Origin of the sequence: Streptomyces sp. GbtcB7 (assembly GCF_019091445.1) — a bacterium.
GTDB classification, from domain to species: Bacteria; Actinomycetota; Actinomycetes; order Streptomycetales; family Streptomycetaceae; genus Streptomyces; species Streptomyces mirabilis.
This window is the reverse complement of record NZ_JAGXJM010000022.1, coordinates 167,336-191,336: the sequence shown is the minus strand read 5'-3', so window position 1 is coordinate 191,336 and position 24,001 is coordinate 167,336. Positions and strand designations below refer to the sequence as shown.

20 protein-coding genes and 2 pseudogenes are annotated in these 24,001 nt (G+C 69.9%); 11 read left to right on the top strand and 11 right to left on the bottom strand.

What is annotated here, in order from left to right; all coding sequences use genetic code 11:
- Nucleotides 1-118: 118 nt before the first annotated feature.
- Entirely contained in the window at nt 119-883 is a 765-nt protein-coding gene (locus tag KVT44_RS32555; protein ID WP_217570748.1) for a dienelactone hydrolase family protein, read from the top strand.
- Nucleotides 884-932: 49 nt separating this feature from the next.
- Here the strand turns inward: KVT44_RS32555 and KVT44_RS32550 are convergent, their stop codons facing one another.
- Complete coding sequence (locus KVT44_RS32550) at nt 933-1,694, bottom strand: hypothetical protein (protein WP_254650195.1); 762 nt, start codon at nt 1,692-1,694, stop codon at nt 933-935.
- Nucleotides 1,695-1,939: 245 nt separating this feature from the next.
- Here KVT44_RS32550 and KVT44_RS32545 point away from each other — a divergent pair.
- Both KVT44_RS32545 and KVT44_RS32540 read left to right on the top strand, forming a co-directional pair.
- Nucleotides 1,940-2,748, top strand: a pseudogene (locus tag KVT44_RS32545) (type IV secretion protein Rhs); the annotation flags it as partial.
- Nucleotides 2,749-2,829: 81 nt separating this feature from the next.
- Entirely contained in the window at nt 2,830-3,057 is a 228-nt protein-coding gene (locus tag KVT44_RS32540; protein WP_254650200.1) for a hypothetical protein, read from the top strand.
- On the opposite strand, the gene KVT44_RS32535 is transcribed toward KVT44_RS32540, so the two are convergent.
- The 5 genes from KVT44_RS32535 to KVT44_RS32515 form a co-directional block, all read right to left on the bottom strand.
- Nucleotides 2,991-3,620 carry a hypothetical protein gene (locus tag KVT44_RS32535; RefSeq protein WP_217570746.1) on the bottom strand — a complete coding sequence of 210 codons (630 nt, stop codon included), beginning with the start codon at nt 3,618-3,620 and terminating at the stop codon, nt 2,991-2,993. The genes KVT44_RS32540 and KVT44_RS32535 overlap by 67 nt on opposite strands.
- Before the next feature lie 134 nt (nt 3,621-3,754).
- On the bottom strand, nt 3,755-3,964 hold the full coding sequence (locus KVT44_RS32530; protein WP_190169202.1) for a hypothetical protein: 210 nt from the start codon (nt 3,962-3,964) through the stop codon (nt 3,755-3,757).
- 92 nt (nt 3,965-4,056) lie between these two features.
- On the bottom strand, nt 4,057-5,547 hold the full coding sequence (locus KVT44_RS32525; protein ID WP_190169201.1) for a DEAD/DEAH box helicase: 1,491 nt from the start codon (nt 5,545-5,547) through the stop codon (nt 4,057-4,059).
- A 296-nt stretch (nt 5,548-5,843) separates the two neighbouring features.
- On the bottom strand, nt 5,844-7,019 hold the full coding sequence (locus tag KVT44_RS32520) for a N(5)-(carboxyethyl)ornithine synthase (RefSeq protein WP_190169200.1): 1,176 nt from the start codon (nt 7,017-7,019) through the stop codon (nt 5,844-5,846).
- Between the two features lie 314 nt (nt 7,020-7,333).
- Complete coding sequence (locus KVT44_RS32515) at nt 7,334-7,759, bottom strand: YjbQ family protein (RefSeq protein ID WP_075025445.1); 426 nt, start codon at nt 7,757-7,759, stop codon at nt 7,334-7,336.
- Nucleotides 7,760-7,875: 116 nt separating this feature from the next.
- Here KVT44_RS32515 and KVT44_RS61110 point away from each other — a divergent pair, with 116 nt between their 5' ends.
- The 5 genes from KVT44_RS61110 (at nt 7,876) to KVT44_RS32495 (ending at nt 12,080) form a co-directional block, all read left to right on the top strand.
- Nucleotides 7,876-7,986: a putative leader peptide gene (locus KVT44_RS61110; protein ID WP_352046812.1), complete on the top strand. Its 111-nt coding sequence runs from the start codon at nt 7,876-7,878 to the stop codon at nt 7,984-7,986.
- A gap of 132 nt (nt 7,987-8,118) precedes the next feature.
- Nucleotides 8,119-9,006, top strand: a complete 888-nt coding sequence (locus tag KVT44_RS32510; RefSeq protein ID WP_217570745.1) for an ABC transporter permease — start codon at nt 8,119-8,121, stop codon at nt 9,004-9,006.
- Nucleotides 8,979-9,770: an ABC transporter ATP-binding protein gene (locus tag KVT44_RS32505; RefSeq protein WP_217570742.1), complete on the top strand. Its 792-nt coding sequence runs from the start codon at nt 8,979-8,981 to the stop codon at nt 9,768-9,770. Before KVT44_RS32510 ends, KVT44_RS32505 begins: the two co-directional genes overlap by 28 nt.
- 82 nt (nt 9,771-9,852) lie before the next feature.
- A complete protein-coding gene (locus tag KVT44_RS32500; protein ID WP_217570740.1) occupies nt 9,853-10,881 on the top strand; it encodes an ABC transporter substrate-binding protein in 1,029 nt (342 codons plus the stop codon).
- A 101-nt stretch (nt 10,882-10,982) separates the two neighbouring features.
- Nucleotides 10,983-12,080, top strand: coding sequence for an NAD(P)-binding domain-containing protein (locus KVT44_RS32495; RefSeq protein WP_217570738.1), 1,098 nt, complete (start codon nt 10,983-10,985; stop codon nt 12,078-12,080).
- A 55-nt stretch (nt 12,081-12,135) separates the two neighbouring features.
- Here the strand turns inward: KVT44_RS32495 and mltG are convergent, their stop codons facing one another.
- Together mltG and KVT44_RS32485 are read right to left on the bottom strand one after the other, a co-directional pair.
- Nucleotides 12,136-13,062, bottom strand: coding sequence for an endolytic transglycosylase MltG (gene mltG / locus KVT44_RS32490; RefSeq protein ID WP_217570736.1), 927 nt, complete (start codon nt 13,060-13,062; stop codon nt 12,136-12,138).
- 43 nt (nt 13,063-13,105) lie between these two features.
- Nucleotides 13,106-14,905, bottom strand: coding sequence for an ABC transporter ATP-binding protein (locus KVT44_RS32485; RefSeq protein WP_060895163.1), 1,800 nt, complete (start codon nt 14,903-14,905; stop codon nt 13,106-13,108).
- A 115-nt stretch (nt 14,906-15,020) separates the two neighbouring features.
- Between KVT44_RS32485 and KVT44_RS32480 the strand changes: the two genes are divergently transcribed.
- Nucleotides 15,021-15,476: a MarR family winged helix-turn-helix transcriptional regulator gene (locus KVT44_RS32480; RefSeq protein WP_060895164.1), complete on the top strand. Its 456-nt coding sequence runs from the start codon at nt 15,021-15,023 to the stop codon at nt 15,474-15,476.
- Nucleotides 15,477-15,606: 130 nt separating this feature from the next.
- Here KVT44_RS32480 and KVT44_RS32475 read toward each other — a convergent pair whose 3' ends face one another.
- From KVT44_RS32475 to KVT44_RS32465, 3 genes and pseudogenes are all read right to left on the bottom strand, one after another.
- Nucleotides 15,607-17,073 (bottom strand): cation:dicarboxylase symporter family transporter, encoded by a 1,467-nt coding sequence (locus tag KVT44_RS32475; protein ID WP_099925845.1) that lies wholly within the window; start codon nt 17,071-17,073, stop codon nt 15,607-15,609.
- 152 nt (nt 17,074-17,225) lie between these two features.
- Nucleotides 17,226-18,746, bottom strand: a pseudogene (locus KVT44_RS32470) (peptide-N4-asparagine amidase); the annotation flags it as partial.
- A gap of 312 nt (nt 18,747-19,058) precedes the next feature.
- Nucleotides 19,059-19,805 (bottom strand): hypothetical protein, encoded by a 747-nt coding sequence (locus KVT44_RS32465; RefSeq protein ID WP_099924118.1) that lies wholly within the window; start codon nt 19,803-19,805, stop codon nt 19,059-19,061.
- 339 nt (nt 19,806-20,144) lie between these two features.
- Here KVT44_RS32465 and KVT44_RS32460 point away from each other — a divergent pair, with 339 nt between their 5' ends.
- Both KVT44_RS32460 and KVT44_RS32455 read left to right on the top strand, forming a co-directional pair.
- Nucleotides 20,145-21,998 carry an ABC transporter ATP-binding protein gene (locus KVT44_RS32460; RefSeq protein ID WP_217570734.1) on the top strand — a complete coding sequence of 618 codons (1,854 nt, stop codon included), beginning with the start codon at nt 20,145-20,147 and terminating at the stop codon, nt 21,996-21,998.
- Complete coding sequence (locus KVT44_RS32455; RefSeq protein WP_217570732.1) at nt 21,995-23,776, top strand: ABC transporter ATP-binding protein; 1,782 nt, start codon at nt 21,995-21,997, stop codon at nt 23,774-23,776. The genes KVT44_RS32460 and KVT44_RS32455 overlap by 4 nt, the downstream gene beginning before the upstream one ends.
- The last annotated feature ends 225 nt before the right edge of the window (nt 23,777-24,001 follow it).

The window sequence follows — 24,001 nt, the reverse complement described above, 5'->3', positions numbered from 1 at the left end:
CGAGTGCCAGACTGCTCGACGGGACCGCCGCGATCAGGTGGCCGTCGGAGATCCGCGCGGCACCCCGAAACGCCCGGAAGACGCCCCTAAGACGCCCGAGAGAAGAAGAGGGACGCCCATGACCGAGGTACGTGACGTACGCGGAACCTCCGTGAACATCCCCACCCAGGACGGCGCGGCCGACGCCTATCTGGCCCACCCCGACGACAACACCGCCCACCCCGCGGTGCTGTTCTACATGGACGCCATCGGACTGCGCCCCCGGCTGAAGGAGATGGCCGACCGGCTCGCCGGGGCCGGCTACACCGTGCTGGTTCCCAACCTCCTCTACCGCCACGGGCCGGCCCCGGTGGTGGAGCTGCCCGACTTCATCGACGCGGCCGGCCGACCGGCGCTGTTCGAGCAACTCATGCCGATCATCCGGGAGTTGACACCCGAACTGGCCATGCGCGACGCCGACGCCTATCTGTCCTGGCTGGCGGCCTGCCCGCAGGCCGCCGACGGACCGGTCGGCACCACCGGCTACTGCATGGGCGCGGGCCTGGCCCTGCGCACCGCCGGCACCTATCCCGAGCGGGTCGCGGCCGTGGCCGGCTTCCACGGCGCCCGGCTGGCGACCGACGCGCCCGACAGCCCGCACCTGCTCGCCGGGCGGGTCACCGCGGAGCTGTACTTCGGCCACGCCGACCAGGACGCCTCCCTGCCGCCCGAGCAGATCGAGCGCCTCGACAAGGCGTTCACCGAGGCGGGTGTCCGCCACCGCAGCGAGGTCTACACCGGCGCGCACCACGGCTACACCATGGCCGACACCGCCGCGTACGACGCCGAGGCCACCGAACGCCACTGGGCAGCCCTGCTCGACCTCTTCGACCGCGCCCTCTGAACACGCCTCTCCTCCGATCGCGGGGACGGCCGTCCCCGGTCGGGGACCCTCAGCGCGGTTGAGTCCTTCCGCCCTGCGTACGCCCCTCACCATGTGGCGGGAACAGCCGCTCCAGGCCACTGCGTTCCCATGCCGAGAAAAGCAGGGCGCCGAGGGAATCCCACAGTCTTCGGCAGCGCCCGTGCAGCACCGCCAGGACAATCGCGGCGCCCACGGCGATCAGGTGCTCACGGCCTGCCAGATTGGGTTTGACGATCGACTCCCACACCATCGAGCCGCCGGTGAGCGCGAACACGATGGGGGCGCGCCGGATGACCGACAGGTAGGTGAACAGTCCCACCACCGCGGCAGAGGGTCCGGTGTCGAGGACCTGCCCGATCTCGGGCGGCAGGCCGAGCCCCCACCAGCCCGGGCCGAGCGCGATCATCACGCGGACCGTGAGGGTGCCGGCCAGGGTGGTGGCGTACGCGATGACCAGTGTCCGGGCCCGGCCGAGGGCGAGTTCGGCGAGCGCGAAGGCGAAGAACAGCTGGGTGATGCCCGCCCACACGGGAAGGTCGAGGGCGGGCACGTACAGCGACACCGGAGTGCGTAACAGGGCCAGGGGCAGCGGCAGACAGGCCTTCACTCCGCCGATCAGCCGCACGATCACCGCACCGGTGGGATGTTGGGCGAGCGCGTGGAAGAAGATGACCCCGAAGACGGCCACGAACGCCAGCAGGAGTCCGGACAGCCCACGGCGCACGAGTTGCCGTACCGGATCCACGACGATGCCGTACCACTCGCCGTACAGCGTGCGCCCGACGAACAGCGCGAACCGGCGCAGCGGGCCGCGCGGTCGCGCGCCCGCGTCGTCACTCGCGGCGGACGGCGACCGGTCGTCGTCGAACCCGTCGCCGTACGCATGACCGTCCCCGGTATCACCGCGACGCTCGTCCACCGCCCAACCCAATGGTCTCTCCCCCAATCCCCCACCGGACGCCTCATCGTATAGAGCGACAAAGCCCGCACCACGAAGCCCCCGGCCAGTGCCTGTTCCCCGTCGGCACGAGCGAGACGTGGACGTACGACGCCGCCGGGCGTCGCACCGGCATGCCGGCCTCCGGCCGGGCCATCGACTTCGCCTACGGCGAGGCCGGCCGCGAACTGACCCGCCGCATCGGCGAGAGGCTCACCCTGGAGCACACCTTCGACGCCCAGGGCCGCCTGACCACGCAGTCGTGGAGGCGGACGGCAGGCCGGGTGACGGCGGTCCGTGCGGCCGACTGGACCGAGAGCTATGCGTACGACGAGGCGGGCAACCGGACACAGGCGACCTGGCCGTCGGGTCACCCCGGCCAGGAGGCGGTGGGCGCTCGCGCCTACACCGGCACGCACATCACCCGAGCCGGCAACGTCCGCTACGAACATGACGCCTTGGGCCGCATCGTCCTCCGACAGAAGACTCGCCTCTCACGCAAACCCGACACCTGACGCTACGAGTGGGACGCCGAGGACCGACTCACTTCGGTGGTCACCCTGGACGGCACCCGCCGGCGTTACACCTACGACCCGCTGGGTCGACGTACGGGAAACTCCCGCCTGGCGCAGGACGGCGAAACCGTCGTCGAACAGGTGGTGTTCGTCTGGGACGGCACGACCCTGTGCGAGCAGACCAGCACTTCCGCGCGGTTGCCGCACCCGGTCACCCTCACCTGGGACCACCAGAGCCTGCGCCCCCTCGCCCGGACGGAACGTGTCACCGCCGCCGACGCCCCGCAGGAGGAGATCGACTCCCGCTTCTTCGCCATCGTCACCGATGTCGTCGGCGCCAGTACTACGACCCCGAAACGGGCCTCCACTACAACTACTTCCGTCACTACGACGCTTCGGCGAGTGCGCTGTACGGCGACAAGGGCGAGTTCCTCATCCTTCCGCCCCTGTCGGGCGGAAGTGAGATCGGCTGGGTGGCAGTCACGGACCCGGTCGGCGAGCACCTGCCCTCACGCATCGCCGCGGTGACGGGCTCCCCCGTGTTCCTCGCCGTTTCGATGGACGGCCACCACCTGTGCGCCGCCTCGGCCGAGGAGGACGACTACTGGGTCGTACAGCACGAATTCTCGGATGCTCAGTCGGACACCGTCTCCTGCTGCGGCTCGGCCGGCGCGGGATCCGAGGTGACTGCCGTGGTGTAGAAGACCGACGAACCCTGCTTGGTGCGGTGAGCGTGGCTCTTGGCGACCAGTCCTTCGAGGGTCGTGCGCACGACCGTGGTCTTCACGCTCCGGTCGGGGTGGGCCTGTGTGAGCGCGGTGGTGATCTCGGCGGCGGAACGCGGCTCGTTCTGCTTCTCCAGGTGCCCTCGGATCAGCTCGACGAGGGTCGGCTTGGCCGCTGCCGTGGACGCCTTCACGGATGCGGTCTTGGCGGCGGGCTTCTTGGACGCCGTCTTCTTGGCGCCCGTGGCGGCCGCCTTCTTCCCCTTGCTCTGCTTGGGTTCGGCAGAGACCTGGTGAGGCACGGACGGCGCAGCCGCGGCCTCCGCCTCGGGGGTCGAGCCGGGACCGCCGAGCGCGTCCTGCATGTTCACCAGCACGGTGTGATCGTGCCGCAGGGCACGCAACTGCTCCTGCAGGGCCTCGATCTCCGCACCGACACGCTCCTGCTCCTTGGCATTGCGCTCAAGGTCACCCGTCACCTGGGCGATGTACTGCGACGTGAGTTCTGTGGAGTGGGAGTTGGAGCTGACTTCAGACATGACATGGGCCAATCACTCGCAGGACACAACTGCCACGGCCTGCAGCAGTGTAGAGATAGTACGCACGACTGGAACCGGATGCTCCTGTCGCGCGGATATGTGAGACACATGTGCTTCCCGGACCGACTCATGTGCTAGTGCGGCCGAACCGCCATGTGGCCTTCGATCGTGGGAAGTTGGCCGCTCTCGTCGCCCGTGGCCGCGTCCTCACCGAGTCGCAGCACCGTGGCCGTCCGGCGGTTGGTCAGCCCTTCGGCGATCAGGATCGCGAGCAGATACCTCAGCCGTTTCCTTCCGCTGCCCATCCGGTCGGAGATGCGTTCGAGACGTTCCGGACAGGTCACCGCGTCACTCGTATGTCCCTCTTCCGTGTGAACCTCGGCGAGGGAGGCTCATCGACAGGTCAGGAGAAGCGGGCAGGTTTCAGGCGCTCGGACTACGCGCCTCGACGAACCCGAGCGGCCTTGCGGGCCTCGGCCGTCTGGCGTGCCTCGGCGGCCCGGCGGGACTCGCCACCGGCGCGGCCCGGGCGGGTACCCAGGCCCCGGAAGGGGGCACCGCCGCGCTCGGGTCGCTCCGCGACCGGCCGGCTGCCGCCGATGGGAACACCGGAGGGAGCCTGCGCGCCGGTGATACGGCTCAACTCCGCCTCGCCGGAACGGACCTGGGTGACGTGTGGCCGGATGCCCGCGTCGGACATGAGACGGATCATGTCGCGGCGCTGACCGGGCAGAACGAGCGTGACGACGCTGCCGGACTCACCGGCGCGGGCGGTACGGCCGCCTCGGTGCAGGTAGTCCTTGTGGTCACTGGGCGGGTCGACGTTGACGACGAGGTCGAGATCGTCGACATGGATACCGCGGGCAGCGACGTTGGTCGCTACCAGGACCGTGATGTGACCGGTCTTGAACTGGGCCAGCGTGCGCGTGCGCTGGGGCTGTGACTTGCCGCTGTGCAGTGCCGCGGCCTTCACGCCACTGCCCAGCAGGTGCCTGGTGAACTGGTCGACGGCGTGCTTGGTGTCCAGGAACATGAGCACGCGCCCGTCGCGGGCGGCGATCTCGGTGGCGGTGGCGTACTTGTCGGCGCCATGCACCTGCAGCACGTGATGCTCCATCGTGGTCACCGCGCCCGCCGAGGGATCGACCGAGTGGACCACCGGGTCATGGAGATATCGACGGACCAGGAGGTCGATGTTGCGGTCCAGCGTGGCGGAGAACAAAAGGCGCTGACCGTCGGGGCGCACCTGGTCCAACAGCTCGGTGACCTGGGGCATGAAACCCATGTCGGCCATCTGGTCGGCCTCGTCCAGGACGGTGATGCTCACCCGGTCGAGGCGGCAGTCATTGCGCTCGACGAGATCGGTGAGGCGGCCCGGGGTCGCGACGACAACCTCGGCCCCGGCCCGCAGCGCGGCGGCCTGCCGCCCGATCGACATACCACCGACCACGGTGGCCAGCCGCACCTTCAGCAACTGGGCGTACGGGGTGAGCGCATCGGAGACCTGCTGGGCCAGCTCGCGGGTGGGAACGAGGATCAGGGCGCGCGGCTTGCGGGCCTCCGCCCGCTGTCCTGCCGTGCGCACGAGGAGCGCGAGGCCGAAGGCGAGCGTCTTGCCCGATCCGGTGCGCCCGCGGCCCAGGACGTCGCGTCCCGCGAGGGAGTTCGGCAGCGTGGCGGCCTGGATCGGGAACGGCTCGTTCACGCCGAGGCTGGTGAGCTTGTTCAGCACCTCGACGGGGAGATCCAGCTCACCGAAGGCCGCGACCGGGGGGAGGGCCGGGGTGATGGTCTCCGGCAGCGCGAACTCGCCCTGCGGTGCGGCGGGACGGCGGCCGTCGCCGCCTGAACGGGCGCCGGGGCGCCCCTGGGCGCCCTGCCGACGGGTCTTGGCGAAACGGTCACTCGTGCGAGCTGAGCGGTTCATGGAGAACCTTCCTCGATATGGCACGTATCGAGGAATTCTCGGCAGCGGTGAACCGAATGAATTGCAAGAACGAACCGAATCCGACTTCCGGGCGGTACCCAGGGGTCCACGCTCTGCGAAATGCAAAAATGCCCGACGACATAAAGTCATCAAAGGCACTTGAGTTTACGGGAACCACAACTGGCGTCAACTTTAGCACGGCGCGCGCGTCCGGACACGAAAAGTACCATTATCGACCGGCAGGGCCGGCCGGGCGAGCCCACGCAGGCCTGCCGCGCGGGCTCTCCCAGGCGTCGTCAGGCCACCTGAGCAGCGGGGCGCGGCGCCGGGACCTCGAGGTCGTGGGGATACGCGGCCGACCGGTGCTGGAAGGAGAGGATCTTCGGGTTCTGGATCACGCCGTCGCGAATCTCGATGGCGTTTCTGACCGTGGCGTCGGCGTCCCAGGCAACGGGACCGCTCATGACCTTGCGGAGATAGGGAAGGAGCGCCTCGCTGATCTCCCATGTGGCCGAGTTCCACAGATGGGACGGGCTGTGATCCACCGCGTAATAGTGGCAGCCCGGCCCCACCGAGGGCATGGGCTCGCCGAAGGTGGTCGGACGGGCCCATTCGAAGCCCATGCCCGCGTCACAGGCGACGTCGATGAAGAAGGTGCCCGGCCGGAACAGGGCGAGTTCCTCGTCGGTGACGAACATCAGCGGCGCGTCGGTGTCCTGCCGGATGCAGTTGACGATGATGTCGAACCCGGCCAGGTACTCCGCGAGCGGCACGGGACCGGCCGCGGTGAGGGCCCGAAGCCGGGACGGATCGTCCTCCTGCTCCTCGAAGTGGCCCATCACGACCGACGGCATCGGCGAGGCCACGGCCGCCGCGGCGCGTTGGGTGAGCACCGTGACGTCGGAGACGCCCATGGCGCCGAGGCCGGTGACCGCTCCGCGCGCCGTGGCGCCGAAGCTGATGACCACCGCACGCATGCGGCGGCCATAGCTACCTGTCAGCCCACCGAGTTGCAGGGCGTGCAGCACCGAGCAGTAGCCCGCGAGTTCGTTGTTCTTGTGGAACACATGGACGCTGAAGGCACCCGTGGACGTCCAGTGGTTCATGGCCTCCCAGGCGACGAGAGTCAGTTTCTGGTCGATGCCGATCTGGGTCATCTTCTCGTCCTGCACACAGTGCGGCCATCCCCACAGCACTTGGCCCTCGCGCAGCTCGGCGATGTCGTCGTGCATCGGTTTGGGCAGCAGCAGCACATCGCACTCGGCGAGGAGCCGCTCTCGGGAGCGCAGACCTCCCACGAGTGGTCGCAGAGCGTCGTCGCCGACGCCGAACCGCCGGCCGTAGCCCTCTTCGAGGAAGATCCTTTCGCGTACGTCCGGGGCGATCCGGTCGAGGTGGCCGGGGTGCAACGGCAACCGGAACTCGTTCTCCTTGCGGGAGGAGGCAAGCACTCCCAGGCTCATCAGGCTCATGCGCTTCCTTGTCATGTGACTCTTGTTCATCGCGGGTGTGTGAAGCGAGGTGCCGGAGGGCCTCGGAAACAGCGTGAGAACCAAGGAGTCCGCTAACGCTGGGCGCGGGACGGAATACGGAAGACGGCGCAATTGCGCTGGCCAGAAGGCATGGGGCGGCTCATTTCCGGCCGGACCACATGGGCCCAGACCTTGCCGTTCCCCGAGAACGACGCCGAAACGGATGACGGCATGCGAGGTGCGCTCGGTACCACCACCGTACCCCCGTCCCCCACGGGCGCGGTCGCCGCCGGATCATGAACCCCCAAGAAGACTCAACCCCCAAGAAAGCTCAAACGCACCTTTCGCACAGGATTGTCCCGGTTCGTGTCCACCAGGCACACCGACTGCCACGTCCCCAGTTCCAGCCTCCCGCCCAGCACCGGAAGCGTCGCGTGGGGCGGGACGACGGCGGGGAGTACGTGGTCACGGCCGTGCCCGGGACTGCCGTGGCGGTGCTGCCAGCGGTCGTCCGCGGGCAGCAGGGAGTGCAGCGCGGCGAGGAGGTCGTCGTCGCTTCCGGCGCCGGTTTCGATGATCGCGACACCGGCGGTGGCGTGGGGCACGAAGACATTCAGGAGGCCGTCGCGGCCTGCCGCCGCCTCTCGGAGGAAGGCCTCGCAGTCGCGGGTGAGGTCGACGACCGTCTCCGCCGAACCGGTGTTGACGTTCAGGACTCGGGTGGTGAAGGCATCGGGCATGACCTGATTCTCACCCGCCCGCGGGTTTCCGGACACGACCGACAGCCCGCACCCTTGTACAGGCGTCCCCTTCCGCTGTACACGCGTTCCATTCCGCGAGACACCATTGACCGGGCATGGACCACCTGGCTACTTTCACCCGCATGTTGCGTTCAGCCATGCTCACCACGCGCGGTCACATCGACCTGCTGCGGGTGGCCTCCGCCGCGTGTCGCCGCGGCCGCTGACGCCCTTTCACTCCCCCGTTCCACCACGCCCCCGCTCCGCTCCACCCGCACGTCGCGGCTCTGACTGAGCCGCTGACGCGGCGGAGCCATGGCGTATTCCTCTCCGGCCGCTCTCCTCCCCGTGGAGCACTCATGAGCATCAGCCATGCCCCGCCCACCCCCTCCGAGCCCGATATATCGGACATCTCCAAGAGTGGCGCGGCCCAGCCGGCGCCACCCGAGCTCGTTCCGATCGTCCCCCTCTCCACCCGCCGCACCCGCGTGCCCCGCTGGCTGCGCCGCACCTCCGGCCCGCTCCTGCTGCTCGCGCTGTGGCAACTCCTCAGCAGCACAGGGGTGTTGACCTCCGACATCCTCGCCTCGCCGGGCACCATCGCGCGGGTCGGCGGCAATCTGGTCGCCGACGGTTCACTGCCCGACGCGATGGGCGTCTCCTTGCAGCGCGTCGCGGTGGGGCTGTTGCTCGGAACCCTCGTCGGTACCGGACTCGCCCTCGTCTCCGGGCTCTTCCGGGTCGGCGAAGACCTCGTGGACGCGAGCGTCCAGATGCTGCGGACGGTGCCCTTCGTGGGACTGATCCCGCTGTTCATCATCTGGTTCGGGATCGGCGAGGCCCCGAAGATCGCGATCATCACGCTGGGGGTGTCCTTCCCCCTCTATCTGAACGTGTACGCCGGTATCCGCGGCGTCGATTCCCAGCTCATCGAGGCCGGGGAGTCCCTCGGACTCTCGCGGTGGGGGCTCGTGCGGCATGTCGTGCTGCCGGGCGCGCTGCCCGGGGCGATGACCGGGCTTCGCTACTCCCTCGGTATCGCCTGGCTCGCGCTCGTCTTCGCCGAGCAGATCAACGCTGACGCCGGGATCGGTTTCCTCATGGTGCAGGCCCGTGACTTCCTGCGGACCGATGTGATCGTGGTCTGCCTGATCGTCTACGCCTTCCTCGGCCTGCTCGCCGACTTCGTCGTCCGCTCCCTCGAAAGGCTGTTGCTGCAATGGCGACCGACGTTCACGGGCCGGTGACCCTCCAGAAGGGCGCCACCGCCCAGCAGAAGACCGCGACCGGCCGGCAACACCCGATCACCCAGGCCTCCGCCGTACGCGTGCAGGGGCTCACCCGTTCCTTCGACGGGCGCGCCGTCATCGACGACCTCCAACTCGACATGCGTCCGGGCGAGTTCGTGGCCCTGCTCGGCCGCAGCGGCTGCGGCAAGTCCACGCTGCTGCGCATTCTCGCCGGGCTCGACCGTGACATCGAGGGCACCGTGCTCGTCCCGCGGCGCAAGGCCGTCGCGTTCCAGGCGCCCCGGCTGATGCCGTGGAAGAAGGTGTGGCGCAACGTCCTGCTGGGGCTGCCCGGCAGGCCCGAACGCGCCGTCGCCGAGCAGGCGTTGACCGAGGTCGGACTCACCCACCGCGCGAACGCCTGGCCCAAGACGCTCTCCGGTGGCGAGGCCCAACGCGCCTCGCTGGCCCGTGCGTTGGTCCGCGAACCCGATCTGCTGCTGCTCGACGAGCCGTTCGGCGCGCTGGACGCCCTCACCCGCATCAAGGCACAGCGGCTGGTCGGCGAACTGTGGCGGCGCCGCGGCTGTGCCGTGCTGCTGGTCACGCACGACGTCGAGGAGGCCGTGCTGCTCGCCGACCGGGTCCTCGTCATGGACGGCGGTGTCATCGCGTACGAGACCCAGGTCGACCTGGACCGCCCGCGCGACATCGCCGACCCCCGCTTCGCCGAACTGCGTGCCGGCCTCCTGGAGCGCCTGGGCGTGGACACCGTCGCCTGAGCTCCTCCTACCCCCACCAGTCGCCCTTCGCCATCGCCTCACCCTCACCTCACCTCACCTGAACCAATCGAACGGAATCGTCATGCGCCGACACCTCGTCCCCGCCGCTCTGCTCCTCCCTCTGACCCTGCTCCTGGCCGCCTGCGGCGGGAACTCGGCCGCCGACACCGCCGGTGCCGGAACCGATGGCAAGGGTTCCCTCACGCTCAACGTCGGTGACCAGAAGGGCGGTTCCGAGGCGGTGCTGCGGGCCGCCGGAGAACTCAAGAACCTCGACTACAAGATCAAGTGGTCGACGTTCACATCCGGGCCGCCCCTTCTGGAGGCCGTCAACGCCAAGGCCGTCGACATCGGCGGCGTCGGCAACACCCCGCCCGTCTTCGCGGCCGGCGCGGGCTCGAAGGTCTCGGTGGTGGCCGCCTGGCACGGCACGTCCAAGGGTGAGGCCATCCTCGTACCGAAGAACTCGTCACTGCGAAAGCCCGAGGAGCTCAAGGGCAGGTCCATCGCGGTGGCGCAGGGTTCGTCCGCGCACTTCCAGCTGATCGCCTCGCTCAAGGAGGCCGGTCTGAAGCTGAGCGATGTGAAGGTCAAGTATCTGCAGCCCGCCGACGCGCTCGCCGCGTTCACCGGCGGCAAGGTGGACGCGTGGGCGGTGTGGGACCCGTACACCTCACAGGTCCTCAATGCCCAGCAGGGCCGGATCCTGGCCGACGGGGACGGCGTCGTCAACGGGCTCAGCTTCCAGGTGGCGGCGCCGAGTGCGCTGAAGGACACCAAGAAGGCCGCGGCCGTCAAGGACTACCTGGAGCGGCTGCGGCGCGCCCAGGACTGGGTGTACCGGCATCCGGACGCCTGGGCCAAGGTGTGGGCGAAGGACACCGGCCTGCCGTACGAGGTGGCGCTCGCCTCGGTGAAGCGCACCAACGCCAGCCGGATCGCGGTCGCCGTCGACAAGCCGCTCATCGCGTCGGAGCAGCGGATCGCGGACACCTTCACCGAGCTGAAGCTGATCCCGGGCAAGGTCGACTTCGCCGCCTTCGTGGACACGCGTTTCAACGGCGGCCTGCCCCCCTCCACCACCACGCCCCGCGTCTACAAGGACTCCTGAGGACCGTCCCTCCTGGTTACCGGCCGACAGGTCGCGCGTCGGGTGGCTCACAGGCCTCGCCGTTCGGGAAGATCCCGCGCCCCGGTCGAGTTGGTGGAAGCGTGAACAACACCGGGGCGCAGGCGCGTGAAGTCCGCGAGGTCGATGTCGTCGTCATAGGCGCTGGGCAGGCGGGACTGTCCAGCGCCTATCACCTGCGGCGGAGCGGTTTCGAGCCGGAACGGGACTTCGTGGTGCTGGATCACGCACCGCGTCCGGGCGGCGCCTGGCAGTTCCGGTGGCCGTCGCTGACGTACGGCAAGGTGCACGGGATGCACTCCCTGCCCGGTATGGAGCTGGAGGGCGCCGACCCGGCGCGGCCGTCCTCCGAGGTGATCGCGGAGTACTTCGACACCTACGAGCGCACCTTCGACCTGCGGGTGAGGCGGCCGGTGGACGTGCGGGCCGTGCGGGAGGGTGCCGGCGGTCGGCTCCTGGTCGAGTCCTCCGACGGTACGTGGTCGACGCGGGCGCTGATCAATGCCACGGGTACCTGGGACCGGCCGTTCTGGCCGCGCTATCCGGGCCAGGAGACCTTCCGGGGGCGGCAGTTGCACACGGCGCAGTACCCGGGGCCCGAGGAGTTCGCCGGGCAGCGGGTGGTCGTCGTGGGCGGCGGCGCGTCCGGCACCCAGCATCTGATGGAGATCGCCCCGTACGCGGCCGCGACCACCTGGGTGACACGGCGGCCGCCCGTCTTCCGTGAGGGACCCTTCACCGAGGACGTGGGGCGCGCGGCCGTCGCGCTCGTGGAGGAACGCGTCCGGCAGGGGCTGCCGCCCAAGAGTGTCGTGTCGGTGACGGGGCTGCCGTTGAACGACGCGATCCGGCAGGCGCTGGCCGACGGCGTGCTGGACCGGCAGCCGATGTTCGACCGGATCACCCCGGACGGCGTCGAGTGGGCGGACGGCCGTCACGTCGACGCGGACGTCATCCTGTGGGCGACCGGCTTTCGTGCCGCCCTCGATCATCTGACGCCACTGCGGCTGCGCGAGCCGGGCGGCGGCATCCGCGTCGAGGGGACGCGCGCGCTCGCCGATCCCCGGATCCATCTGGTCGGGTACGGGCCTTCCGCCAGCACGATCGGCGCCAACCGGGCCGGGCGCGCGGCGGTACGGGACATCAGGCGGTTGCTGGCGGGAGTGACCGTCGGCGCCTGATGCCCCGTGGCCGGCTCGCAGACCTCGTGGGCGGTGCCGCAACGGGCAGCGGGCCTCAGCTCAGGGCCGAGGCGGACGGCGAGCCCGGAACCGGGGTCGAAATCGAGTTCGAGGGTGAGTTCGAGGTCGAGGGTGAGTTCGAGGTCGAGGGTGAGGCACTCCTCCGGAGCCGGTTGAACTCGGCGACGTTCCTCTGCTGCTCCTCGTAGCTGGCCGTGAACCGGGTGTCGCCCGGCTTGACCGTGACGAAGTACAGCCAGTTGCCCGGGGTGGGGTTGATCGCGGCACGCATCGCGGCCTGGCCGGGGTTGGAGATCGGTGTGGGCGGCAGCCCCATGCGCTGGTACGAGTTGTAGGGACTCTCGAGCTTCGTGTCGTTCGTGGTCGTGGTCGGCGTGAAGCGGTTCAGCGCGTAGTCGAGGGTCGCGTCCATCTGCAGCGGCATGCCCCGCTCCAGGCGGTTGAAGATGACCCGGGCCACCTTGCCCATGTCGGCCTTGGTGGAGGTCTCGGCCTGGATGATGCTCGCGATGGTGATCGCCTGATAGAGGTTCATCGCGTTGCGCTGGGCGCCCGCGGTGATGGGGCTGCCGCTGAACTTCTTGTTCGCGGTGTTCACCATGAGCGCCAACAGGGACTCGGGAGTCGCCGTCTTGTCGATGTGGTACGTCGCCGGGTAGAGGTAGCCCTCGGGGTTGCCCTCCGCGTAGGTGGGCAACTTGAGGTTGGCCTTGGCCAAGGACTTCTTGGTGGATCCCAGGGGCAACGCGAGGGCCTTGTCGACAGCCTCGTAGACCTGGCCAGTGCGCCAGCCCTCCGGGATGACGAGGGACGTGGGCCGCGTCTCCCCGTCCTCCGTGGTCAGGGTAAGCAGCGGCACCGTCACGGCGGTGGCCGCCACGACGGCTCCGGTCGCGATGAGGGCGACCCGGCCCCGGCGCGTCAGTCGAATCGTGCTCCGTGGCGGAGTGTTCATCTGCATGCGGGCACGGTAACCCGCTAAAGCCTACAAACCCGGCATATCGTCATCTTGTCGGCTCCAGTTCAGCGTCCCGGTGGACCAGGGCCGCATAGCGCCCCTCCCGCTCCAACAACTCCTCGTGCGTGCCGCGTTCGACCGCACGGCCGGAGTCCAGGACGACGATCTGGTCGGCGCCACGGATGGTGGAGAGCCGGTGCGCGATGGTGAGCGTGGTCCGGTTGGCCGACAGGGCGTCGATGGCCTCCTGCACGGCGTACTCCGTGCGGGTGTCCAGGGCGCTGGTCGCCTCGTCGAGGATGAGGACCGGCGGGTCCCGCAGGATCGTGCGGGCGATGGCGAGGCGCTGCTTCTCGCCGCCGGAGAACCGGTGGCCGCGTTCACCCACGACCGTGTCGTACCCGTCGGGCAGTGACGCGATGTGGTCGTGGATCTGGGCCGCCCTGGCCGCCGCCTGCAGTTCCTCGTCGGTGGCGTCGGGCCTGGCGAAGCGCAGGTTGTCCGCGACCGAGGCGTGGAAGAGGTACGTCTCCTGGGAGACGACACCGATCCCGCGGGCGAGCGTGTCGAAGTCGAGGTCCCGTACGTCGACGCCGTCCAGCGTGACGCGGCCGCCCGTGACGTCGTACAGCCGTGGCACGAGATAGCTGAGCGTGGACTTGCCGGAGCCGGTCGGGCCGACCACGGCGAGACTGCCGCCCGCGGGGACGGTGATGTCGATGCCCTCGAGGATCGGGCCGCTCTTGTCGTCGTAGCGGAACTCGACGTCCTCGAAGCGGATCTCGCCCTTGACCTGGTCGAGATGGACCGGGCGCTCCGGCTCGGTGATGTCGATGGGCAGGTCGAGGTACTCGAAGATGCGCTGGAAGAGCGCGAGCGAGGTCTGGATCTGGACGCCGGTGGACAGCAGGCTGACCGTCGGCCGGAACAGACCCTGCTGGAGCGAGACGAAGGCGACGAGCGTGCCGATCGACACGGACGGGCCGCCGAACTGGAGGGCCATGCCCGCGGCCCAGTAGATGACGGCCGGCATGGCGGCCATGACGATGCCGATGACGGACATGCGCCAGCGGCCCGCCATGTTCGACTTCACCTCGAGGTCGACCAGACTGTCGGACTCGGCCTCGAACGCCTTGGTGAGCGAATCGCCGCGGCCCATGGTGCGGCCGAGCAGGATGCCGCTGACGGAGAGCGACTCGGTGACGGTGGCGGCCATCGCGGCCATCTGCTTCTGGCGTTGGGTCGCTATCTTCTTGCGTTCGTTGCCGACGCGTCGGCTGATCCACACGAAGACCGGCAGCAGGAGCAGCGAGACCACGGTGAGCCGCCAGTCCAGGGCGACCATCGCGACGATCGTGGCGACCACACTGGTGAGGTTGGAGACCAGCGAGGTGGCGGTGGAGGTCACGGTCGCCTGCATGCCACCGATGTCGTTGGCGATGCGGGACTGGACCTCGCCGGTGCGGGTCCGGGTGAAGAAGGCGAGCGACATGCGCTGCAGCCGGCCGTAGACGGCGGTGCGCAGGTCGTGCATGACGCGCTGGCCGACGGTTGTGGAGATCAGGGTCTGCAGGACACCGAAGATGCCGGTGACGACCGCGCTGAGGATCATGCCGAGCGCGAGCAGGCTCAGCAGACCGGTGCGGCCCTGGGGGATCGCGACGTCCAGGGTCTCCTTCAGCAGGAAGGGGGTCGCGACGGTGACGAGGGACGAGGCGCCGACCAGCAGGCCGACGATCGCGAGGCGGCCGCGGTAGGGCCGGAACAGCTTCAGGATGCGGCGCACCTGCCGCGGCTGTTCGCCCTCGGCGGGTGACGGGGTCCAGGTGGATTGGTCGGGACGCATGGGCTCCTACGGGAGGTGAGACGACGGTTACACAGGGCAGGGAAACGATGCCTGGCGGAGCTTAGCTCATTGTTACCTATACTCACAATGAACCGCATCCTGATATTGTTCCCGTATGACCACCCCCGATGCCGACGGCCTGCTCGCCGAGCAGTTGCTGCGGCTGACCCGACGTGTGCACCGCATCCAGAAGCGGCACCTTGAGCAGCGCGAGCTGGGCATCACCCCGGCCCAGTCCCGGCTGCTGCGCACGCTCGCGCACTACAGCTCACCGCCGCGCATGGCGGATCTCGCCGAGCGCCTGGAGGTGGTGCCCCGGGCCGTGACCACGCTGGTCGACGGCCTGGAGGCGAGCCGGAAGGTGCGCCGGGTCCCCGATCCCACCAATCGGAGGGTGATCCGGATCGAGGTCACGGACGAGGGGCGCGAGGCGCTGCGCGAGCTGCGCGGCGCGCGCCGGTCGGCCGCGGAGGAGATCCTGGCGCCGTTGACGGACGAGCAGCGCGAGGTGCTCGGGGGGCTGTTGGACACGCTGGTGGACGGCATGCCCAGGCTTGAGCACCGCTGCTGAGGGGTTGCCGCGGGCAGCCTCGTCACGCGGCGGACAACGCGACGGGCCGCGCGCCCCCACTCCGTACGGCTGGAGTGGGGGCGCGCGGCCCGTTCCGGGGGCTCCGGGGCGGTGACGCGTCCCGGGTCGGTCAACCGACCTCGGGGGCAGGTTCCTTGGCCGACAGGGCGGGGACTTCCGGCTCGACCGATTGGGCCGGAACTTCCGCCTTGGTCGAACGGACGGGGACTTCCGCCCTGGTCGACTCGGGCCCCGGTTCTTCCGTCGGCGACTCCGGCGTCCGCGGCTCGTCGTCCTCCTCCACGAAGGCGATCTCGCCGTCCAGCATCTTCTTCGCCCGCTCCGTGTCGAGCGCGCCCTCCCAGCGGGAGACCGCGAAGACGGCGACGCAGTTGCCGAGGAGGTTGGTCGCGACGCGCATGGAGTCCATGATGCGGTCCACGCCGAGGAGGAGGGCGACGGCTCCGGCGGGGATGACACCGAGCGAGGAGGCCGTCGCCGACAGGGCGAGGAAGGCGGAACCCGGCACACCCGCCATGCCCTTGCTGGTCAGCATGAGAACGAGGACGACAGTGATCTGCTGGCCCAGGCTCAGATCCACACCCACCGCCTGCGCGATGAACAACGTACCGATCGACAGGTAGATCGAGGCGCCGTCGAGGTTGAAGGAGTAGCCGGTGGGCAGGACCAGGCCCACGGCGTCGTCGCGGCAGCCCGCCTGGCGTAGCTTCTGCATCATGCGCGGCATGACGGTCTCGCTGGAGGCGGTACCGAGCGCGAGCAGCATCTCCTCGCGGGTGTAACGGACGAACTTCCAGAGGCTGAGCCCCGTGACCGCCTTCAGAGCGACGGCGAGCAGCGCGAGGAACAGCAGCGCGACCGCGTAGCACAGGACGATCAGCTTGCCGTACGTCTTGATGACGCCGAGCCCGTACTCCCCCACCAGGTGGACCATCGCGCCGAACACCGCGAGCGGGGCCAGCTTCATGATGAAGCCTACGATCGCGAAGACGACGTCCTGGACCTGCTCGATGGCGGGCAGCACCTTGGGCACCTTGGAGTTGCCGAGGTGGAGCAGTGCCGCGCCCACCAGGCAGGCGAGGACGAGGACTTGGAGCAGGGAGTTCTCGGCGAAGGCCCCGACCGCGCTCTGCGGCAGCGCGTTCAGGATGAACTCGCCGGTCGACGGGAGCGAGCCGCCGCCGGTCTTGCCGTCGACGGCCGAGGCGTCGAGCTTCGAGGGGTCGGCGTGCATGCCCGAGCCCGGGCCGACGACGTTCGCCGCGATCAGCCCGAGGAGCAGCGCGGCGGTGGACGCGACCTCGAACCAGATCAGGGCCTTGAGCCCGATCCGGCCGAAGGCCTTCAGGTCACCGGCCTTGGTGATGCCGACGACCACGACACAGAACACGAGCGGTGAGATGACCGCCTTGATGAGGCGTACGAAACCGTCGCCGAGCGGCTGGAAGGTCGCGGCCGTGTCCGGCCACAACCTTCCGACGACGATTCCGAGTACGAGTGCGCAGGCGACCTGCGCGAACAGTGAGGTACGCAGTATGCGTGCGACGCGTCGCGGGGACGGTACAGACGGCGGCACGGGCACTCCTCCGAGGGGACTTCTGGTATGCGGAAACTTCCTTCCGCAGCGATCACTATTGAGGAGTTGCCGGTGCCGCCGGATACCTCTGTGTCACGTCCATGTAAATCCTGGAACAGACGTCCCGTTCCCCGCCCGGGGCCCCGGCAGGCTCAGCAGTCGCTGCGGTCCCGCGTCAACACTCCCTGCACGGTGACCAGAACGCGGTCGTAGCAGCCGTTCGAGCCGTACAGCCGGTAGCGCTCGCTCGTCGTACCGACCGCATGCCGTTGGTCGCGGGGCACGTTCGCGGTATACGTCGCGTCTCCCGCGTACGTGTCGTCGAGCCGGGACCACGTGGTGCGCCGGCCGCCGCGCGTCTCGTCGACCGCGGCCCGGTCGCCGAGCGTCAGGACGGTCCGCAACCGGTCGTCCGCGGCGAGCGTCGTGGTGCCGTCCATGGTGTACGTGCGGTGGGTGCGCCTCACGCCGGCCGGTCCGCGCCCGTCGACGGTGACCGTCTCGTCGTCGGTCCAGGTGGCCTTGAGCGCGTCCGTGTTCTCGCCGTCGGTCCAGTGGTGCGCGGAGGTGTTGGCGAGCGTGCGGCGCACGGTGGTCCACACCCGGCCGTGCGAGGTGTCGACGTATCCGGCGGTCGTCAGCCGGTGTCCGCCCACGGTGTCGAGCCGCTCTCGCGAACCGGGTGTGTACGTCGAGGAGTTGGTGAGGTCGCCCGCCCTGACCTCGGTGAGCGCGCCGCTCACGTGCGCGCGCTTCGCGTCCTGCCAAACAAGGACGTTGACCGGGGTGCTCCAGCCGGTCTGACCCGCGGGGACGCCCACGACGGAGACGTCGATCCGGTGCGGACGACCGTCGTTGAGGAGACCGGCGTAGGGCGTGAGGTCGTATTCGATCGGCTTGATGTCGAAGGCGCGCGGGCCCGGGATCACGTACCAGAGGAAGGGGTTGGACCAGCCGCCGGTCCACACGGTCGGGAACGGCTCGGCGATGCCGGCGAGTTGGCCGTCCACCTTGACCTGCACCTCGCGATACGGGCCGTTGTCCGCCTTGCAGGAGTAAGGGGCGGGTTCGGGCACCGTCAGGTACCAGTACTCCTCGCAGCCGCCGCCGGAGCCGGTCGCGTACACCTCGGCGACGATGCGCTCGCTGTTGCGCGGGGTGGTGAGGGTGCCGTCCTGGAGGGTGAGGACACGGTCGGGGGTCGCGGCGGACTTCACGGCGCCGCCCTGCGCGTAGAAGGTCAGGGTCACCTTCACGTCGAGGACTCCGGTGTACGTGTCGTCGACGACGTTCCCGATGAGCATCTCGACGTCGCCGCCGCGCCGGAACGTGTCGCTGTACCTGGTCACGTCCTTCTCGACGGACCACTCGATGCCGTCGGGCGAAGGCTCCGGGGTGGAGGTACGGAAGATCTCGACACCGCCGATGTGCAGATAGCCGAGCCGGTCGAACTGGCGCCCCTTGACCTTGCCGTCGAGTCGCAGGACGACCTTGTTCCAGCGGTCTCCGCAGCCGCTCGGCGGTGTGTACGTGCCCCGATACGGCGTGAAGTCACGGAACTGCGCCTCGGCGACCGTCACCGCGCAGGACTTGGTGGCCGGTTTCGCCACCGGCGGGGCGGCGGTCAGGGGGTCGTGCCAGTCGGTGCCGAACTCGGCGGGCGCATCAGCGGCAGTCCCGGCGGGCGTACCGGCGGACGTAGCAGCGGCAGTCCCGGCGGGTGTCTCGGAGGGCGCGTCGCGGGGCGTGGCGGCGACCCGATCCGCCGACCGGGCGGGGGTGGCGGCGGGCCGGGCAGCGTCCGCCGGCGGTGCCGCCGAGGCCGGGCCCGCTCCCAGGAAGGTACTCGCCGAGAGGATCACTCCGGCGAGCATGGACATGACGATCCGTCTTCTCATGTGCGGTGTTCTACGGGGGAGTCGGCCCGCCCCGCAATGGGCACTCGGTCACCGCGCCACGCGGGACAGCCCGGTCGGCCACGGCCGCTACACCTTCAGATCGGCCTTGTCCCCCATCACGATGACGGGGTGCTGATGCGGGTCGAGCGTCCGCAGAAGGTATTCCATGGCCGGCTTGGGCACGCTGACACACGCGGACGTACCGCTGCCATGGTCCATGTGCAGCCAGATGCTGCCGCCCTTCGACTGACCCAGGGGGCGGTCCGGGTTGTCCGGCGGGGTGCCCACGCGGCGGTTGTAGTTGATGGCGACGACGTAGTCGAAGTCGTGCCAGTGCGACCTGGCCCAGTCACGGGGAGCCTGATAAGCCGCCGAGTGGTCGTACGGGAGCAGGGCGCCCGGGTCGTCGAGCACTCCGCCCGCGTCGGTGAGCGAGAACACCCCGACGGGGCTGCGCTTGTCGCCCTCGTGATGGTCGGTGGTCCAGCCCTTCGTCCCGTTGTGCGCGTGCCAGGAACGCCGCACCTCCCAGGTGGAACCGGACTTCGCGTACAGCACGACCGTGGAGTCGGCGGAGTCCCTGCCCTCGCCGTAGACCGCCACCACCTGGTGGGCGTTGGACGGGATCCGGGCCTGCAGGCGATTGCCGACCTCCGGTATCCGGGTCAGATCGACGTTGCGCGCGGGGGCGTGTTCGCCCTTGGCACCGGCTCCGCCGTGGCCCTTCACCGCCCCGTTCCCCCCTTCCGAACCACCACAGGCCGACAGGAACACAGCGAGGACACCGCACGCCACAGCCGTGAGTCCCGTACGCCTCGCACCGTCTTTTCGCATGCGGCCCATCGTTGCATCACGTATCGGACGAATAACCCCTACCCCCCCCGACTTCTCGGTCAGGCGTTGTCTTTCCGGGCACACTTTCGATGGGTCGGAAGCGGTCCCAGCCTTGTCGCGGAGCCCCTGACCCAACTCCCGTCTCCCGAACGCGTGTCCCGATTCTCTGTCCTGAATCCATGTCCTGGGATGAAAAACCGTTTGCCTCCGGTCGCACCGTGACGCGAACCTTTCACGGTTTGCTGCCGACCCCCCACGGTCGGTCGGTCGCCGGAACTTCACGGCATCGCCCCGGCCCCACCCCCTGACCCCACCCCTTACACGAGCCACTGGGACGTCATGCAGATTCAAGACCTTCCCTATCCTGACCCGGGTGTGCCGGACGCGCGCTCGGGTCCCCGATTCCTGTGGTGGCTCGGCCGGAATCAGCTCGGCGGGCAGTTCAAGGCCCTTGCCTGGGGACTGCTGCACTTCGTGGCCGTCTCCGGGCTGCCGTTCTGCGTCGGCCTCGCCGTCCAGGCAGTCGTCGACCGCTCCGGCACCCGACTCGCCCTGACCGGTGGGCTGCTGGCGCTGTGCGGCGCCTGCATCGCGCTGGGCGACACCATGCTGCACCGCGCCGCGGTCACCAACTGGATCACCGCCGCCGCGCGCGTCCAGCAGCTGCTGGCCCACAAGACCGCCCAGTTGGGCTCCGCCCTGACGCGACGTGTCGCGGCCGGCGAGGTCGTCGCGGTCTCGACCGGCGACGTCGAGAAGATCGGCTGGTTCGTGGAGGCCCTGTCGCGGTTCGCGGCGGCCGCTCTGACCGTCGTGCTGGTCTGTGTCGGTCTGGTCGTCTACCAGCCCGCGCTCGGCGTACTCGTCGCGGTGGGTGTGCCCGTCCTGGCGCTCGCCGTACTGCCGTTGCTGCCCCGTGCCACCCGGCGCGCGGACTTCCAGCGCGAGAAGGCCGGACGCGCCACCGAGCTGGCCTCGGACACCGTCGCGGGCCTGCGCGTGCTGCGCGGCATCGGCGGCGAGGAACTGTTCCTCGACCGCTACCGCCGCGCCTCCCAGGAGGTCCGCCGCGCGGCCGTCCGCAGCGCCCGGATGTGGTCGCTGATCTCGGCCATCCAGGTGCTGTTGCCCGGCCTGCTGATGATCGCCGTCATCTGGCGCGGCGTTCACCTCGCCCGCGACGGCCGGATCACGGTCGGCGAACTCGTCACCGTGTACAGCGCGGTCATGCTGCTCACGTACCCATTGCGACACTTCGAGGAGATCGCGATGGCCTACTCCTTCTCCCGCCCGTCCGCCACGCGCGCCGCCCGGGTGCTGTCCCTGGAACGGGCCATGGACAGCGGTGGATCGCGCTCGGCCGAGGTGCCGGCCGGCGATCTGTACGACCCCGCGACCGGGCTGCTCGCGCCCGCCGGGCGGCTCACCGCCGTGGTGTGCGGCGACCCGGACGCGGCGGGTGTGCTCGCCGCGCGGCTGGGTGGCCACCCCACGGAGGAGGGCACCTCGGTGCTCCTCGGAGGCGTACCCCTCGACGACTTGCCGCTCGACTCCGCCCGTACGGCCGTCCTCGTCCAGGACAAGGACCCGGTGCTGCTGTCCGGCTCGCTGCGCGAGCTGCTCGACGTGCCTTCCTCGGGTCTTGTCAGCGCCGAGGCCGCACTGACCGCAGCGCAGTGCGGCGACGTCCTGGACGCGCTCACCCAGGGGTCGTTGGACGCCGGGGACCCGATGGAGGCCCGCATCACCGAACGCGGACGCTCCCTCTCCGGCGGCCAGCGCCAGCGCCTGGCCCTGGCCCGGTCGCTGATCACGGACCCCGAAGTGCTGGTCCTCGACGAGCCGACCTCCGCGGTCGACTCGCACACCGAGGCCCGGATCGCCGAAGGCGTACGCGCCCTGCGCGCGGGACGCACGACGGTCGTCCTCACCTCCTCGCCGCTGCTCCTGGACCACGCGGACCGGGTCGTCCTGGTGCACGAGGGCGAGGTCGCGGCGGTCGGCGTCCACCGCGAGCTGGTACGCGGTGAGCCGCGGTACCGGGCCGTGGTGACCCGGGAGACCGATGACGAGGCCGCGCGGAGCGGTGTGCGGGAAGCGGACGGGGCCGCACCAAGCCACGTGCGGGAAGAAGACGCGGCCGACCTGGGCGGCGTACTGAAGGAACTGGAAGAAATCGAGGAGACCGCATGATCGGCCTGGCCCCACCGGCCTACGACCCGGCGGCCCCGACGACGGCGCACACCCTGCCCGTCGGTGCCCCCGCGACCGTACGCGCCTACGTGACCGAACTCTTCCGGCGGCACCGTCGGGCCTTCCTGCTGCTCGTCGCCGCCAACACGGTGGCCGTGGTGGCCTCGATGGCCGGCCCCTACCTGTTGGGCTCGATCGTCGAGCGGGTCTCGGACCACGCGCGGGAACTCCATCTGGAGCGCACCGTCGTGCTGTTCGTCATCGCACTCGTCGTGCAGGCCGTGTTCGTCCGCGAGGTGCGGCTGCGCGGGGCCGTGCTCGGCGAGCGGATGCTGGCCGATCTGCGCGAGGACTTCCTCGTACGGTCGGTCGGGCTGCCGCCCGGCGTCCTCGAGCGGGCCGGTACGGGCGACCTGCTGTCCCGCATCACCACGGACATCGACCGGCTCGCCAACGCGATGCGCGAAGCCGTACCGCAGCTCGCCATCGGCGTGGTGTGGGTGGCCCTGCTGCTCGGCGGGCTCGCCGTGACCGCGCCGCCGCTCGCCCCCGCCGTACTGGTCGCCGTGCCCATCCTGCTGATCGGCTGCCGCTGGTACTTCAAGCGCGCACCGTCCGCCTATCGCTCCGAGGCCGCCGGTTACGCCGCCGTCGCCGCCGCCCTCGCCGAGACCGTGGACGCGGGCCACACCGTCGAGGCGCACCGCCTGGGCGAGCGCCGCATCGAGCTGTCGGAGCGCCGGATCAAGGAGTGGACGGCCTGGGAGCGCTACACGCTCTGGCTGCGCACGGTGCTCTTCCCGGTCATCGGTGTCACACACGTGGTGATCCTCTGCTCGGTCCTGATGATCGGCGGGGTCTTCGTCCTCCAGGGCTGGATCGGTGTGGGACAGCTGACGACGGGCGCGCTCATCGCGCAGATGCTCGTCGATCCGGTGGGCCTGATCCTGCGCTGGTACGACGAGCTGCAGGTCGCCCAGGTGTCGCTGGGCCGGCTGGTCGGTGTCCGGGACATCGAGCCGGACGCGGGCGACCCGGAGATGGTCCCGGACGGGCGGGACGTGCGAGCGGACGAAGTGCGCTTCGGCTACCGGGCCGGGGTGGACGTGTTGCGCGAGGTCTCCTTGGAGGTCGCCCCGGGTACCCGGCTCGCGCTGGTCGGACCGTCCGGTGCGGGCAAGTCCACCCTTGGCCGGCTGCTGGCCGGGATCTACGCGCCCCGGGACGGCCGCGTCACGCTCGGCGGTGCCGAACTGTCCCGGATGCCCGCCGAGGCGGTCCGCTCCCACGTGGCCCTGGTCAACCAGGAGCACCACGTCTTCGTGGGCTCCCTGCGCGACAACCTGCTGCTCGCCAGGACGGGAGCGGTCGACGCCGAACTGTGGGCGGCGCTGGGGGCGGTCGACGCGGAGGGCTGGGCACGGGCGCTGGACGACGGTCTGGACACCGAGGTCGGCTCGGGCGGGCTCGCGCTCACCCCGGCCCAGGCCCAGCAGATCGCCCTGGCCCGGCTGGTCCTCGCCGATCCGCACACCCTGGTCCTGGACGAAGCGACCTCGCTGCTCGACCCGCGCGCGGCCCGTCACCTGGAACGCTCGCTGGCCCGCGTCCTCGGCGGACGCACCGTCGTCGCCATCGCCCACCGGCTGCACACCGCCCACGACGCGGACGTCATCGCCGTCGTGGAGAACGGCCGGATCAGTGAGCTGGGCAGTCACGACGAGCTGGTCGCGGCGGACGGCGCCTACGCGTCGCTGTGGAGGTCCTGGCACGGGTGAGGATGCCCTGCCGGTGCGGTCCGGGCTCGTGTGCGGCAGCGGTCGCACCGGCGCCCGGGACCTGCCTCCGCGGGCGGGCCCGTACCGCCTCGGACCGTGTGGCGTTGCGCAGTGCCGAACCGGAGTGGAAGGCTGGATATCGGCACCGGCTCGGGGAACGCCCGGGAACCACCCGGTTCGCGAAGGGCGAAGCCTGTGTCGAGTGGCCCGCGCGCCCGCCGTCGA

What these genes read in the sequence shown, in the direction of transcription:
- KVT44_RS32455 (WP_217570732.1), top strand. Translation starts at nt 21,995, where the DNA reads ATGATCGGCCTGGCCCCACCGGCCTACGACCCGGCGGCCCCGACGACG.
- KVT44_RS32555 (WP_217570748.1), top strand. Translation starts at nt 119, where the DNA reads ATGACCGAGGTACGTGACGTACGCGGAACCTCCGTGAACATCCCCACC.
- KVT44_RS32505 (WP_217570742.1), top strand. Translation starts at nt 8,979, where the DNA reads ATGGCGACCGACGTTCACGGGCCGGTGACCCTCCAGAAGGGCGCCACC.
- KVT44_RS32535 (WP_217570746.1), bottom strand. Translation starts at nt 3,620, where the DNA reads ATGTCTGAAGTCAGCTCCAACTCCCACTCCACAGAACTCACGTCGCAG.
- KVT44_RS32480 (WP_060895164.1), top strand. Translation starts at nt 15,021, where the DNA reads ATGACCACCCCCGATGCCGACGGCCTGCTCGCCGAGCAGTTGCTGCGG.
- KVT44_RS32465 (WP_099924118.1), bottom strand. Translation starts at nt 19,805, where the DNA reads ATGCGAAAAGACGGTGCGAGGCGTACGGGACTCACGGCTGTGGCGTGC.
- mltG (WP_217570736.1), bottom strand. Translation starts at nt 13,062, where the DNA reads ATGCAGATGAACACTCCGCCACGGAGCACGATTCGACTGACGCGCCGG.
- KVT44_RS32515 (WP_075025445.1), bottom strand. Translation starts at nt 7,759, where the DNA reads ATGCCCGATGCCTTCACCACCCGAGTCCTGAACGTCAACACCGGTTCG.
- KVT44_RS32525 (WP_190169201.1), bottom strand. Translation starts at nt 5,547, where the DNA reads ATGAACCGCTCAGCTCGCACGAGTGACCGTTTCGCCAAGACCCGTCGG.
- KVT44_RS32485 (WP_060895163.1), bottom strand. Translation starts at nt 14,905, where the DNA reads ATGCGTCCCGACCAATCCACCTGGACCCCGTCACCCGCCGAGGGCGAA.
- KVT44_RS32520 (WP_190169200.1), bottom strand. Translation starts at nt 7,019, where the DNA reads ATGAGCCTGATGAGCCTGGGAGTGCTTGCCTCCTCCCGCAAGGAGAAC.
- KVT44_RS32500 (WP_217570740.1), top strand. Translation starts at nt 9,853, where the DNA reads ATGCGCCGACACCTCGTCCCCGCCGCTCTGCTCCTCCCTCTGACCCTG.
- KVT44_RS61110 (WP_352046812.1), top strand. Translation starts at nt 7,876, where the DNA reads ATGGACCACCTGGCTACTTTCACCCGCATGTTGCGTTCAGCCATGCTC.
- KVT44_RS32460 (WP_217570734.1), top strand. Translation starts at nt 20,145, where the DNA reads ATGCAGATTCAAGACCTTCCCTATCCTGACCCGGGTGTGCCGGACGCG.
- KVT44_RS32510 (WP_217570745.1), top strand. Translation starts at nt 8,119, where the DNA reads ATGAGCATCAGCCATGCCCCGCCCACCCCCTCCGAGCCCGATATATCG.